This window comes from Mariniblastus fucicola (assembly GCF_008087665.1).
Lineage (GTDB): Bacteria > Planctomycetota > Planctomycetia > Pirellulales > Pirellulaceae > Mariniblastus > Mariniblastus fucicola.
In genome coordinates, this window is record NZ_CP042912.1 from 5,301,675 (window position 1) to 5,316,376 (window position 14,702).

At 54.2% G+C, this 14,702-nt stretch carries 12 protein-coding genes; 4 read left to right on the top strand and 8 right to left on the bottom strand.

All coding sequences use genetic code 11. The features are described from left to right. Positions 1–26: 26 nt before the first annotated feature. The 8 genes from MFFC18_RS19885 to MFFC18_RS19920 form a co-directional block, all read right to left on the bottom strand. Positions 27–2,546 carry a serine/threonine-protein kinase gene (locus MFFC18_RS19885; protein ID WP_075083568.1) on the bottom strand — a complete coding sequence of 840 codons (2,520 nt, stop codon included), beginning with the start codon at positions 2,544–2,546 and terminating at the stop codon, positions 27–29. Positions 2,547–2,654: 108 nt separating this feature from the next. After that, on the bottom strand, positions 2,655–3,458 hold the full coding sequence (locus MFFC18_RS19890; protein ID WP_075083569.1) for a spondin domain-containing protein: 804 nt from the start codon (positions 3,456–3,458) through the stop codon (positions 2,655–2,657). A 227-nt stretch (positions 3,459–3,685) separates the two neighbouring features. After that, on the bottom strand, positions 3,686–4,486 hold the full coding sequence (locus tag MFFC18_RS19895) for an alpha/beta fold hydrolase (protein ID WP_075083570.1): 801 nt from the start codon (positions 4,484–4,486) through the stop codon (positions 3,686–3,688). Next, positions 4,483–4,959 (bottom strand): DUF2752 domain-containing protein, encoded by a 477-nt coding sequence (locus MFFC18_RS19900; protein ID WP_075083571.1) that lies wholly within the window; start codon positions 4,957–4,959, stop codon positions 4,483–4,485. The genes MFFC18_RS19895 and MFFC18_RS19900 overlap by 4 nt, the downstream gene beginning before the upstream one ends. Further along, entirely contained in the window at positions 4,956–6,839 is a 1,884-nt protein-coding gene (locus MFFC18_RS19905; RefSeq protein WP_075083572.1) for a TrkH family potassium uptake protein, read from the bottom strand. Before MFFC18_RS19905 ends, MFFC18_RS19900 begins: the two co-directional genes overlap by 4 nt. A 134-nt stretch (positions 6,840–6,973) precedes the next feature. Further along, a complete protein-coding gene (locus tag MFFC18_RS19910) occupies positions 6,974–7,480 on the bottom strand; it encodes a hypothetical protein (RefSeq protein ID WP_075083573.1) in 507 nt (168 codons plus the stop codon). Positions 7,481–7,483: 3 nt separating this feature from the next. Then, positions 7,484–8,368, bottom strand: coding sequence for a peptide chain release factor N(5)-glutamine methyltransferase (gene prmC, locus MFFC18_RS19915; RefSeq protein WP_075083574.1), 885 nt, complete (start codon positions 8,366–8,368; stop codon positions 7,484–7,486). 216 nt (positions 8,369–8,584) lie between these two features. Beyond that, positions 8,585–9,706, bottom strand: coding sequence for a pyridoxal phosphate-dependent aminotransferase (locus MFFC18_RS19920; RefSeq protein WP_075083575.1), 1,122 nt, complete (start codon positions 9,704–9,706; stop codon positions 8,585–8,587). Positions 9,707–10,015: 309 nt separating this feature from the next. Here MFFC18_RS19920 and MFFC18_RS19925 point away from each other — a divergent pair, with 309 nt between their 5' ends. The 4 genes from MFFC18_RS19925 to MFFC18_RS19940 all read left to right on the top strand — a co-directional run bounded on the left by MFFC18_RS19925 (position 10,016) and on the right by MFFC18_RS19940 (position 14,638). After that, a complete protein-coding gene (locus MFFC18_RS19925; RefSeq protein WP_075083576.1) occupies positions 10,016–11,632 on the top strand; it encodes an amidophosphoribosyltransferase in 1,617 nt (538 codons plus the stop codon). Positions 11,633–11,796: 164 nt separating this feature from the next. Continuing rightward, positions 11,797–12,576, top strand: a complete 780-nt coding sequence (locus MFFC18_RS19930; RefSeq protein WP_068267841.1) for an IS5 family transposase — start codon at positions 11,797–11,799, stop codon at positions 12,574–12,576. Between the two features lie 254 nt (positions 12,577–12,830). Next, positions 12,831–13,520 (top strand): PEP-CTERM sorting domain-containing protein, encoded by a 690-nt coding sequence (locus MFFC18_RS19935; protein ID WP_148619001.1) that lies wholly within the window; start codon positions 12,831–12,833, stop codon positions 13,518–13,520. Between the two features lie 188 nt (positions 13,521–13,708). After that, a complete protein-coding gene (locus MFFC18_RS19940; protein ID WP_075084110.1) occupies positions 13,709–14,638 on the top strand; it encodes a DUF1559 family PulG-like putative transporter in 930 nt (309 codons plus the stop codon). The last annotated feature ends 64 nt before the right edge of the window (positions 14,639–14,702 follow it).

The window sequence follows — 14,702 nt, forward strand, 5'->3', positions numbered from 1 at the left end:
GCAGGGGCGACAATAAATGCAGAAACTTATTGAAGCTCTTTCAAAATCTCTTTTTCAAGAACCTGAAACGTCGCCCAATCTGGCCATCGCTCGTCAACGCCGTCCTGCATCGTGTCCTGCCGTGCCACCTGCCAGGCTTTCCGTCCAAGCTCAAGCGACGCTCTCGCAAGGTCGGTTTCGCCCAGCCGAACATGGGCCAACGCGTCCACCGCGTGGCTGGTCGCGACCGTGTAGTCATATTCCTTTTGATCAGCACGCAAAGCACGACATTTCTGATTCCATTCTAACGCCGACTTATAGTTGCCACGACGCAACTCCGCCAAAGCACGCGTTGAACGGAACTGATTCGCCAAATCCGAGGACTCAAATCCGGACGCATACTCAGCAAGCTCCTCAGCCAAATCAAGGTTGTCTTCAGTTTGCAAATCCGGTCGCAGCAAGCTGACTTTCGCGATTCGACTGGCGATTTCGGGACGGTAAGCGAACTCGAAACTGGAACGCAGCTTGTCACAATGATGCTGATACCGATCTTCATCTCCTAAATACAGCCACCCGATGGCTGCTGCGTAGCGATCATAGGAGCGTTCCGTTTGCGCAAGCAGTCGGTCGCTGTTCTCCATTTGCTGCCGCAGCTCAACCTCATCGCCCGCTCGGCCGGCATTCCAGACGGAATGGAGCATCCCCTGATAGTCGCTGCCAATCAACGCCATACAGATAAACGGCACCGGGACCATGCCGACTCGCAAGTACCAGCTGGACATACGCACCGCGAGAAACAGCCCAAGCAAAAACATCGCTAGCGACGCCACAACCAACCAGATCGATGGCCAAACGGGACGCAGCAGGAAACTCAAAACCAGAAAGAACAGCAGCAAATAAGCGGCTCGCTCCCACGTACAACCAAACCATTGCCAGCCGCGAATGCCTTGCCGCCACAGCATTCCTGAGAGCACGCTGGTCAGCGTCAGTGGAAGACCGGTGAACAGGATGGCAACACAGACTCCCATCCAGATGCCAGGCGTCAGTCCGGTTTTCTGGTCGTGCATAATCTTTCTCCGAATCGCCAACTGCCGATCGGCGGCTCCCATTTCTTCCAGACCGGGATATCGCTGCACGAACGCACGCCGCGCCAGTTTTCTTTCCGATTCGGATTCAAGCCACGCAACAGAGGACAACAACTCGATGTCTCGAAATCCCCGATCGACAGATGCGGAACTCACAATCCCCCACCCTCCGCCGAGCAAAAACGTGACCGCGCTGGCGACGATTCCGCAGGTGACTGCCGCCGCGATGTTGGCTTCGCGGGTTTTCGGCCGGACCCAACGAACGCAGAGGAAAGCACACAGCGCGACCGCTGGCACCATCAGGTAGGACAGCAGAAACCATTGGCTGGACAGTTGCCGCAGGCCGATAAAGATACTCACCCACGTGCTGGAAGATTCGCCGCCTAACTGTTGAGCCCGGTATTCTTCTTCGGCAGCGTTTCGAAGTTCTGCGACTCCCAGAATCCCTCCGACGATCAGTCCGCACAACAAGCCCGTCGCACAAGCTGCCAAAACCGTCCGCAAATTTTTACGGACCCAGACCGATGCCATATTCATCGCTGTCGCCCGCCGCACGCTCAATGGTTCCCCGTCGAGCCACGCGCGTAGATCATCCGCCATCGCCGCCGCGGAACTGTAGCGTTGCAGCGGATCTCGATGCATTGCTTTCTGACAGATCAAATCCAGGTCAGAGTTTGCATCCGGCACCAGCAGTCGTAACGAAGGAGTGTCGCCTTCAATGGTTTTCATGACCGCCTGAATTCCCGTTTCACCTTTGAACGGTGGCTCGCCGGTGATGATCCAATAGAGCATCGCTCCCAGAGAAAAAATATCTGCGGACGTCGTAACGTCTTTGCGCCCCGCGGCCTGTTCTGGCGACATGAAGCCCGGCGTGCCCATCACCAGCCCCGTTTGCGTCAGTTCGCTGTCCCCATCGGTTCGTTTGGCCAAACCAAAGTCCGTGATCGCGGGCTGACCGTCGCTGTCAATCAAAACATTCGCCGGCTTGAGATCGCGATGAAGCACGGCTCGCTGATGCGCATGTTGTACCGCGTCAGCAATCTTTGCGATCAACTCGCACCCGGCACGCCGATCGGATTGGTACTCATCCAGCTTATCCAGCAGCGAACTTCCGCCGATAAACTTCATGGCAAAAAAGTGGTTTCCATCAACCTGGCCAGTATCGTAGATCGGCACGATTCCCGGATGATCCAGCCTCGCGGCTGATTCGCCTTCGATGCGAAAGCGTTGAATCTCCTCGTCAGACGCAAACTTGCCGCCCAGAATCATTTTCAATGCGACGACGCGATCGAGCTTTGTGTCACGGGCTTTGTAGACGACACCCATGCCGCCGCGTCCAAGCTCGTCAAGAATTTCGTAGTTGTCGATCGAAGGCACCGCAATCGATGGCGGTTTGCCTGTGTCCGATCCAGGTTTGGGAATGGCACCGGGTAGAATCGTTGCCTGATCGTCTTCGATTTCCTTGCTGTTTTCGTCTGCCATACAACCATGCTACCAGCATGTCGATGACGCCACATAAAAAAACGCAGCAACCCGAATGCTCAGGATGCTGCGTCTAAACCCTCAGTCGTGCGACCAGTTCAACCGGAACTAGCGACGGCGGCGGAGAAACAATCCTCCCAGTCCCATTGCCAGAACCCCAAAACTTCCTGGTTCAGGAACGGCCGTAATCGTGACGGTCGCAATTCCGCCTGAATACAACGCTCCGTCATTGAAGCTCAGTGGGCCAAAATCGAATCCGGCCGGAGTGTTCAAGAAACCCGAATACGGATCGCCAGTGACTTCTGCGATCAGGCCGCCTTCAGCTGCACCGGCTGCACCATCGCCTTCCGGAATGCCGAACAGGGGGTTCCCTGGCGCAGTCGCGAAGTCGTTGACCTCGGTACCCGCATCCCAAACAGTAGTGCCAATATCGAACGAGATTGATCCGCTGGTTCCGAAAATGGAAGCCAGATCGATCGAAGTCGGATCTCCGTTGGCGACGAAAAAATCGCTCGATGGCAACACCATCGCGGCGTAAGAAAAGAACTGGTTGTCGGTCGAATCCAGATCGAAAATCCCGCTAACCGTTTCACCAGGCTGAATCGGTGGAGGCCCTGTTGGCGAACCCAACGATCCTCCGACTCCTCCCGCAGTCATGCCAAAGTCGGCGGCAAGCCCGGCAGCCGAACCCGTTTCAGCAATCTCTTCCAATCCTGCCGACGCAGTTGATCCGGCGTCGAAAACATCGAAGCTTCCATCGTGAAAGCCAACCCACAAGGGTGTAATCGCAACGCCACCAGTCGGCGCGTTGCTGCTGACTTCAACGCGCACGCGCTGCGTCTGAGCTTGCGTCGGCGCGGCGACGACCGTTGCCAGCATGATGACACAAATACCAATAATAGATTTCTTCATTATCAAACTTTCTGTTGTGGTTCAAAGCGACTGCCGAAATGGCGGATCACTTTTTCAATAAAACGAACAATGCGGATACCGTACTTGCGTCAGCGCATTGATGCTTCACTTCGAAACCAGAACAGAGGTCGCGTGTGCGTTGAGATACGCAACGATTCAAGAACGCAAAAACTTCGTTAGATCGACCACAGAGACAACGTTCCGTAGATCACAGTTTGAAATCCCGACTACTGTCCAATCCAGTGAACCACGGCGTGGTTGAAAGCTTCAGGTCGCTCCAATGGCGACATGTGACCAGCCTCGGAAAGTTCAACAAACGTCGAGCCGGGAATTTCCATCGCCATCACTTGCATCTCATTGGCAGGAGTGATGACGTCGTCTTCGCCTGCGACGACAAGAACCGGAACTTCGATTTGCGGCAGCAATTCCGAAAAATCGCTTCGCTTTGACATCGCCAATTGAGCCGCAGCGATCGTTGCCGGCGCGGTGGATCGAATCACATCCACAACGGAAGCGACGACCTCCGGTTTTGTTTCCAACGTCGATTTGGAGAACAGTTTTTCGCGCATGGCTGCGGCGACAGGATCGGCTCCCGTTTCCACAACTTGTGCCGCCGCGACGCGCCTGCCACGAGCCGTTTTTTCATCATCGGCGGTGGCTCGCGTGTTGCAGCAAACCAATCCGGACAGCATTTCACTGTGGTTTTTGAGAAATTCCCAGCCAACGTAGCCTCCCATCGAAAGCCCGCACCAGATGACTTTCGTTGCTCCGAGCTGCTGCAGCAACTCGGCAACATCATCGGCCAACTGCTGCATCGAAACGCCGTCGGACACCTGATCACTTTGCCCAAAACCGATCAGGTCGGGCATGATCAATGAGGCCACTTCGCGCAGCGGCATTTGCCCAGCCCACATCGAATGGTCCAACGGAAAGCCGTGCACAAAAACGATCGTCGGTGCGTTTTCTTTTTCGCAAACGTGATGCAGAAAGCTGATCTTTCTTCCATCGTCCAGATGTATCGATTTCAAAACAGATCTCCTCGTGCCAATCGCCACAACCATTGAATTAAAATCGCGCCGCTCATCGCGAACAGCGGAACGTACAGCCACAACGTCTCAATCGGTCGCCTGAGTTTCCACAGCCGGAACATTTGATAGAGATGCCAGGGAATCTGGAACAAAACAAACAGGTAGACCAGGGGCCCCGCCGGGTTGAATGAAAACGCACGGCCGAACTGTGCGTGGCTCATCGAAATGAACGAACGTGTCAGCCCGCAACCGGGACAGTCGACGCCCCAAATGCGTTTGGACATGCAGGTGGAGGGCATCTGCACGGGCACGCCAGGCATGCGAACGGTCGTCTTGCCTTCCGATGACATGACGAACGAACAGGTGATGACCGCTGCCGCCATCAACAGAAACACGATGTGCAATCGAAAGTTCAGACGGTAGAAGCGCCAGAAACTTTCACGATGCGAATCAGGCAGGTCAGTTTCGGTCATTGGTCGCGCCAGAATCGGGGAGCAAACAGCACAATGATCGGAAAGATCTCCAGTCGCCCCAACATCATCAACCCGATAAACAGGACTTTGTTGATGGCGCAGAAGCTTGAGTAGTTTTGCGTCGGACCGACCAGCCCGAGTCCGGGACCGATGTTGTTGAGCGTCGAAGCCACGGCGCTGGCAGAATCAATCAGCTTGTTATCCGCGTTCGCTCCCCACGTCAAATCAGGTTCGACCAGCACAACAAAGAGAAATCCTAACGCAAACAAAGCCGCGATCAGGCCGAAATAAACCATGATCGTACGCCGCAGCGACTGATCCTCGAGAGGCTTGTCGCCGATACGCAACTGCCGCACGATTTTTGGATGGTAGGCTTCCTCGATCTCGATCCGCAGAATCTTGACGAACAAAACATATCGGATGACTTTCATCCCGCCTCCCGTGCTTCCGGCGCAACCCCCGACGAACATCAGGACCAACAGGACTCCTCGGCTAAAGTGATTCCACTGATCAAAGTCCGCAGTGCCGAACCCGGTCGTGGTGATAATAGTGATAACCTGAAACAGCCCGTTGCGGATGGCTTTCTCTGGTGAGCTGAAACCCTGATCGTCGTTGATCAACCCCATAGTGATGATAGCGATCGCGACTCCAGTGATAATGCCGATGTACGTCTTGAACTCGACGTCTTTGAGTAGTTGCAGCGGATTGCCCATCACGCTGATCAGCAACAGCGTAAAGTTCGTGCCAGCCAGCAGCATAAAGAACATCACGACGTACTCGATCGTTCGGCCATTGACTCCGTCGGCAACAAAATGTCCGAGGCTGGCGTTGTAAGTACTGAACCCTCCGGTCGCCATCGTGGCAAAGGCGTGACAAATGGCATCGAACACGCTCATCCCCAGAAAGAACAGAATGATCGCCAGCACAATGTTTAGCACCGTATAGGTCGCTGCAAACAGCCAGGCAGTATGCTGCATTTTTGAGTTGTGGCTTTCCTGCGTCGGACCAGGCATTTCGGCTCGCATCAGCGATTTTCCTGCCGAGCCCTGACCGAGGATTACGACGAACAGAGCGATGATGCCCAGCCCTCCAAGAAAGTGTGTGCTCGATCGCCAAAACAGAATGCAGTGCGGAACGAGGTAGGGGTCTTCGAGATCGTTCAACACCGTGGCTCCGGTTGTGCTGAAACCGGACTGGGATTCGAACATCGAATCGATCAGCCCCATTTTCATCCACCGCTGACGGTAGTGCGCGGCGCGGTCAACGGGAGCGTTGCGGGCCTCGCCGGGAGCAATCAAATAGCTGCCCAATCCTGGCTTCGATTTCAATTGCTGAAAGACACCAGGTGCGTTGCTCATTCCTGTGCGGCTGACCAATTCTTTTCGCGAAAGCCCGCGGGCTGATGAATTGGAGATGGCTTTGAGGACGGCATATTCGTTTGCGGAGTGCCCGCTGGACTCCTTCCATGCACTCCAGACGTTCGTGCGATGGCGGCTCAGCAATAACAGCGGCTCGACTTGTTCTCCGCGATCAAAGAAACGCATCGACGGCCCGCGACTAGTCCCTGAAAGCGCGTAGGGCAGGGCACCGAGGAAGGTTGCAAGGATCCAACTGAGCCCGACAACTGCCATGGCTTCTTTGCGAAACAGTTTTCCATCCGCACCGCGTCCGAAACGAAACAGCAGACCGCCGACAGCCAGGGAAATCAGCGAACTAAGAACGAGCCCGCGGATGCCTGCGGCCTCCCAGGCAGTGTGTTCGACTACGGCGTCAGTGTGATATCCGATTGAGGGGACGGCCCAAATGAGACTGAGCAACATCACGCTGCCGATGAGCGACGCGAGTATTCCGAGCAATCGGCAGAGGAGTTTTACGTTCATCAGGGGGAGGGGATCAAACCGGAAGTTGAGGAGGCCGTTTTATCGTAGTGGCAGATGATTTTGGATTTCGAATCCTGGTGAGTTTAAGTCACGTTTCCAGCGGTTTGGTTTACAAGGCTCAGGCTCCGCCTTCACTATTCGCCGCCAACCGCAATCCGGGCCCCGATCACCAATGCGATTGGCCCAAAGGCAACCATGATCATCGCCACCGTCTGAATTTCCGCCGGCGTATTGTCTCCGGTTGCGAACACAAACATTGTCGCCGCGACCAGCAAAACCAGGATCACCGCATGGACCATTCTAGAAAACGGAGCCAGTCGAACAATCAGCCAACCCAATCCAAAACAGAACGCAGAAGTCAACGCCACGAAAGGCAAATATCGGCTGCGTTTGAACAACAGTGCTGAATTTTCTTCTATCTCTCGAGTAAACGCGTCGGGTTCAAGATTCGCCGCTGCCTGAAACGCTTCGTAAAAAACGATGCTCCCAATGATTGCCAGGCCTGTCATAAAAAGCGTGTAGCAAAAGATCACGATCATGAAACTCTTCAGCAGCATCTTCTGCACATCACGCTTCTCAAAGCCCTCGTAATCTTCTTCGTGCTCTTCGTGCGTTTCGAATTCATTGCCAGCGTCGGACATCAGTTAACCTTTCTGTCTCGCCACAAGAATCCTTTTCAGACCGGCGTAGTCGTTGATGACTTCGACAAAATCCAAACCGGACTGGTTCACCATCTCCACACAACGATCCATCGTCGTCGGACTGGCTTCGATGACCAAATGGCCGCCAGGAAGCAACATTTTCTCGGCCTGCGGAATCAGCCGCTCAATGATTTCCGTACCCTGCTCACCCGCGAAGAGTGCGGCATCGGGTTCGTAGTCTTTCACCGTGTCCTCCACCGTATCGACTTCGACGCGACCGATGTAGGGCGGGTTGCTAACAATCAAATGCACCGGATTGCTGCCTTCTGGAAGTGCGTCCAGCAGATCGCCTTCGTAGAATCGAATCCGTGACTCGACTTCATGCGATTGAGCGTTTTCGCGAGCCACCGCCAGGGCTTCGAGCGAAATGTCTGTCGCCGCGATGACGTATTGTTTGTCCAGATGTTTCGCCAACGTCACCGCGATACATCCGCTGCCGGTTCCGACGTCGATGATTCGAATGGGCTCTTCGGCGTCCTTGCAAACTTCCAAAGCCGCCACGATCAGGTGCTCGGTTTCCGGACGCGGGACCAGCGTTGCGGGCGTGACTTTGAACTTCAGCGAATAGAATTCTTTGTGGCCGACCAGATAAGCCACTGGCTCACCGGCGGCGCGGCGTTTGACCCATTCGCGAAACTTCTGCAGCGGCTCAGCGTCGGGAACTTCCGCAAAGCGTGTATAAAGTTCGATGCGTTGGCATTGCAGTGCTTCGGCCAGCAGAACTTCCGCGTCCAGTCGCGACGAATCCGAACCGGCTTCGTTGAAATGGTTGGTGGTCCATTCCAGCAAACGCTGCAAGGTCCATTCATTGATCGGAGTCGGTGTCATAGAAGCGTTTCGGCGGGAAATTTGTTGAGGGACGATTATGACCGAAGTTGCCTAACGATGCACGGTGGGAGGGATTTCATCGAATAAAGGAGGCCTTCCCCGGTTGCTGCGTGCGAATCCGCATAAACCTGCCAATGAAAGCTTCCTGCAATCACAGACTGCAAGCAATCGTCGAAAAACGGCACTCGGTTGAGGAGCACCGGCCGTGCGTTGGCATCAAGCCCCCTCTTCCGCGATTCGATTCAAAACTTCGATGCCAGCTTCCAACTTCTCCTCGCTGGCCGCATAAGAGATCCGAAAGTGCGTATCCTGGCCGCTGAAGATGTTGCCAGGAATGACCATCAAGTTGTTGTCGATGGCTTTCTCCACAAAGCTCTGGCCGTCGCCCCAGGGCAGTTTTGGGAAAACGTAAAACGCGCCGCCAGGTTTGACGATTTCGTACTTGTCGCCGATGCCTTCGATCAATCGATCACGCTTGGCTCGATACGAATTCACGTACGGAGTCATGTCATAATCCAACGCCGCCAAACCGGCCCACTGCGCGGGCGCCGGAGCACAAACGAATGTGTACTGTTGAATCTTCAGCATCGTTTCGACCAGCTTTTTCGGCCCGTGGACGAACCCCAAACGCAATCCGGTCATGGCATATGTTTTTGAAAATCCATCAATCACGATCGCGTCCGGATTGAACTTCGCCGCCGAAACGTAAGGCTCGTCGTACACGAACTTGCTGTAGATCTCGTCCGAAACCAGACAGATGCCTTTCTCAGCCGCCAACTCAGCGACGGCTTTGATTTCTGATTCGGAAAAGCAGACTCCGGTTGGATTCGAAGGGCTGTTGAGAATAATCAGCTTCGTTTTGTCTGTGATCGCGTCGCGGACTTTCTCGATGTCGATTTTGAAATCGGGATAAATGCTGACGGGCACGGACTTACCCTGAGCCAACTCGATGATCGCCGGATACATCACGAAAAACGGATCGAAGTAGATGACTTCATCGCCAGGATTGACCGTCGCCATGATCGACAACATCAACCCGCCGCTGGTTCCTGAACAGACAAAAGCCTGTCGATCGGAATGGCCCCACTGATCGTCAACGATGCCCTGAATCTTCTCGCGAAGCGGCGTGATGCCCTGCGTCAACGTGTAGCCGTTTTTGCCGTCCTGAATCGCCCTGATCATTTCCTCCTTGATCGGCGGCGGGACGTCGAAGTCGGGCTGGCCGATGGAAAGGTTGATCGGATCCTCAAGCTTGGCAGCGAGGTCGAACATCTTGCGGATCCCACTGGAGTCAAAGTTTCGAGTCCGGTCGGCGATCCAGTTTTCAAATAGGCTCATATCAGTGACGAGGTGCTTGAGATTTGAACAGGTGTCTTTATCAGAACGACATCCTACCAGGAAGCTTGTCGTTTGTAGTCCCATCTTGGGCGGATTGCAGCAATCGGTCGTTTAACTGCGAGCTGCTCGTGGATAGCCAGCAAAGGAGGCCAGCCAGTCCTTTGCTCACGCGTCGAATTATGATTTGTGGCTTTCCGTTGTCTGGAAGAATTCTTCCGGTTGAGGCATTTCGGAACCGGACCTAAGATGCGGATTCTTCGGCGAGGCGGGAGGGAGTCCTGCTCTGTTTGACCTCTGGACGACATCTCAATGAGTGAACTTTTCCACGAATGTGGCGTTGCGGCGATTTACCATTTGCCAAGCGAAACAACCAGCGAACTTTGCCCCGGATCGGACCCGCAGCAAACCTCTTCGTTGATCGTGCGGATGCTGCTGGACATGCAGAATCGAGGCCAGCTTTCAGCCGGAATATCGCGGTTCAACGAGAACGCGACCAACCATCAACTGATCGACACGTATCGCGATCTCGGCAGCGTCCAGGAAGTCTTTCGGCTCTCACATAAAGCCAAAGCCAAAAACCTGATGAGCGAATACGTCGGCCCGGTTGCAATCGGCCATGTTCGCTACGCCACCTGCGGCGCCGACGACAAAAGTTATGCTCAGCCGTTCGAAAATCACCACTTTAACAAACGCCGCTGGTTTTCATTTGCCTTCAATGGGCAATTGGCCAACTTCAACGAACTGGCCCAGGAACTTCTTAGCGAACCCGACACGCATCTGGTGCGGAACTCGGATACGGAAGTTTTGATGCACGAGTTTTCACGGCAGCTGCTGCAGGATTCGCAAATTTCGTTGATCGATATGATTCGGAACGTTTCGCGACGACTCGACGGAGCCTGGTCGCTGGCGTATCTGAACGCAAAAGGAGAGATGCTGATCGCTCGCGATCCGCTGGGCATCAAGCCGATGTGCTACGCGGTCAAAGGTCCGCTGTTTGCCGCAGCGAGCGAAAGCGTGGCGTTGGTGAATCTTGGTTTCTCGCGGAGCGAGATCGAATCGCTCAAGCCCGGGCATGCGATCACGATCGTGGACGGTAAAATCGAGATCACGCAGTTTGCGGACGATCCCGGTCAAGCACATTGCTTTTTCGAGTGGATCTATTTTGCCAACGTCGCCAGTCGACTGGATGATCGCGGCGTATATCAGACACGGACGGAACTTGGCCGCGAGCTTGCGGATCTGGAGCGAGATCGCTGGAACCTTTTCGAAGTCGATGAAGACACGATCGTCGTTCCGGTCCCTGATACGTCGAAAGCTGCGGCGGATTCGATGGCTTTCCACATGAAGATCCCGTCGCGTGAAGGTCTGATCCGAAATCGCTACAGCGGACGAACGTTCATTGAGTCGTCGCAGGAGTCACGTGCTCACAAGGCGAAAATTAAATACACGCCCCTCCGTGAAGTCATGGAAGGCAAGCGAGTCGTGCTGGTTGAGGACTCGATCGTTCGCTCGACAACGATGCAGGCGCTGCTGCAGCGGATTCGTGACGAAGGCGGTGCGAAGGAGATCCATGTTCGCGTGGCCTGTCCGCCAATCATGGCTCCGTGCTATTACGGGATCGACATGTCGACGATCAGACAACTGTTTGCACCGAAGTTTTGCCCGCCGGGAAAAGAACTTACCGAAGCGATGCAGGACGAGATGGCGGCCAAGCTCGGTTGTGATTCGCTGCGATATTTACCGATTGAGTCGATTTCTCGCGCGATCGGAATTCCGGAAGACGGTTTGTGCCAGGCCTGCCTGACAGGTCAGTATCCGACACCAACCGGTCAGAAGCTTTATCAGATCGACAAGGATAATTTCCTCAACGATCGCGACGCGGTCGACCTGTTTGCGGGACGGGCTTTCGACGTTAATGCCTCTTAAGGCATCATGGCGTGTAATAAGTAAGTGGCGTCGCGCTTACACTGCTGTTTTCGAGCCAGAAGCCAATACACGTTTCCTTAGAAGGTGTTTTGAAATTGCTCTGAGTTGAAAAAATCGCTACAGCCCCGTTTGCATTTAAACCGTAAACGGAAGGAGCCGTAGCGATGAGTATTGAGTATCCCAGCAGTCTCAGTGATGATCAATGGCGATTGCTTCGTCGTCTGATTCCGCCAGCAAAACTTCGCGGCCGCAAACGAATCGATCGGCGTCAAATTGTCGATGCGATATTGTATTGGTGTCGAACGGGCTGCCAGTGGCGGTTGCTTCCGGACTGCTTTCCGAATTGGAACACGGTTTATGGAGTTTATCGAGCTTGGCGTATTGATGGGACATGGCAACGCATTCACGATCGTCTTCGCGAAAAGGTACGCCGCAAAGAAGGCAGGAAGCCAACGCCAACAGCAGCCATCATTGATTCGCAAAGCATTCGCAGTGCTGAAGGAGGAGAATTACGCGGGTATGACGCGGCGAAACGAATTACCGGACGAAAGCGTCACATCCTGGTGGATACGTTGGGGCTTGTGATGGTCGTTGTTGTCCACTCGGCCGATCTACAAGACTACGAAGGTGCACATCTTGTTCTTGAAAACATCAGACAGAAGTTTCGTCGGCTTCGAGTCATCTTCGCGGACTCGATTTACGGGCGGGCTGATTTGCCGGAGTTCCTGAAGCAATGGTATCGTGTCATCTTGCAAACCGTTAAGCGTCCGGTCGAAGCCGAAGGGTTCGTTGTCTTACCCAAGCGATGGATCGTTGAACGGACTTTCGCATGGCTTGGAAAATTCAGAAGGCTCTCAAAGGACTATGAAAGACTGACTCAAAACAGCGAAACTGTCATACGAATCGCAATGATTCAATTCATGCTAAACAGGCTGGAAAAATAATTTTAAAACACCCTCTGAAACGGATCATGTACATTTTGGCACATTCGTGAAATTGGCTGTTGCGGCCAGGCAGCGATGTAGCTTTAATCGATAACAGCGACAGGAATTCTGTTCGCTCTTTAAAATTTCAGATTACCGTCTCGCAGCAAGCATCCAGGGCATTTCGGCCAACGCCGAAGTATCTCGCCAGCCACGCAAGGTAATCCGCTGAATTCGTTCAGTGTTAATCCGTGGTATCTCCAGGAGTTTCCAACATGTCTGTATGTATGCGCGCCGCCGCGATTTTTGTTTTGTCCGTATCTGTTCTTTCAAGCTCAGCTTTCGCCGACGAAATCGGCTATTTCGCGGGTTCCGCCGAAGCCTCCGACGGCGATTTTGGCTGGGATGTGTTCTCCGGCGCGTGGTCTGACACGCACCAGTCCCAATTTGCTTCGGGCATCGGAACTGCGGAACTTGTGATCGGCGGTGGAGCACCAACAATGCCGCCTGGCGGAGTCACAGAAACCGGCGACATCTACACGCACGATGCCTCGAACCCAACGTTTGATTTCACTCTGACGGGGCTCGATTCGAGCGAAGCTTTCACCAGCGTTGTGCTGCAATTCGCAACCACCCAGACAACTCTCGACGCGTCCGCATTTGAACTTGGCGGCGCCGCGCCTGACGAGTTCATTTCGCTTGGTCAAGACGGTTCGGTTCCGTTCGGACAGACTTCATTTCCGTACAACTTCTACTGGGCAGAATGGATCGGCGTCGACAGCGCGACGACGCTCAACGCAAGTATCGACATCGGAAGTTTCCGTGTGATTGGTGGCGCCAAAGCAACCTACTACAACACTGATTCGGCGCTGAACGTCACCAACGTATCTGCGGTGCCCGAGCCAAGCGCAGGCGTTCTTTCAATTCTGGTCGCGCTATTCGCAGTCCGTCGTCGTCGCGACTGAATTCTAAATGGTCATTCTTTAGCGAGAGGCAAATTCTTTCGCCAAGTTTTAGCTTTGACTTTCTTCCCGCAGCAAGCCAGCTCCGTCGTCGACGGATACGCCAGCCACGTACGGAAGTCGCCTGGATCGATCGGTTCGATCCGGTTTACGTGGAGTCAGCCCAACGTGGCTGACAGGAAAGGAAAACGATGAATTTTACATGGAATCGCCGCAAGGCATTTACGCTTGTTGAACTGTTGGTCGTGATTGCGATCATCGGTATTCTGATCGGAATGTTGTTGCCTGCCGTGCAGCAAGTTCGTGAAGCAGCTCGCAGAACATCTTGCATGAACAACATGCGCCAGATCTCACTGGCGACGCTGAACTTCGAAAGCGCCCACATGGAGCTTCCGTTTGCAACGCAGGACCGAATGCCAGGCGATGATAGCGATACCTGGTCCACTGGATTTATCCAGATTATGCCGTTTCTGGAAAGGGACGACATCGCCAGTCGCTGGAACAAAAATGAGCCTCGGGACAGCAACAACGACGACGATGGAGACGGTTTCACCAACGCCATGCTGACTCAAATGAAAATCGCGGCCTACACCTGTCCGTCAATGACGGAGCCCAACGGCGAACTCGTGGACAACCGGGCTCCCAGCAGCTATCTGTTTTCTGCCGGCACGATGGACACCGCGCTGCTGCACTATGCGATATATTACGGAATCTCGGAGCCAGTTTACGATGGCGCGATCATCCCGACTCGCAACGACGAAAACAACACGTCAAGCCCGAACTACCGTGTTGAAACTACGATGAGCACTCTATCCGATGGCTCGTCGAACACTTTCATGATCGGCGAAACTGACTTCATGCCTCGCGGTGTGCCGTCGACCGAATACGGAGCCGTTTGGGCTTACGGCTACATCGGTTACTCATGGGGAACGACCTATCATCCGTTCAACAAACATGACAACACGAACGCCGTTTACGGAGCGTTCCGCAGCGAGCACCCTGGTGGTGCGAGCTTCGGCCGCTGCGATGGCTCGGTTGCGTTTTTGTCGGATGGAATCGTTCAGGAAACCTACGACAGCCTCGCGACTCGTGCGGGTGGTGAAGTCGTGGATCAGTTCTAACGGTTCACTGTCAACCTGTTCAAATTCATGGACGCGGCGACGCTGCGTCCATGTTCTGGAGACG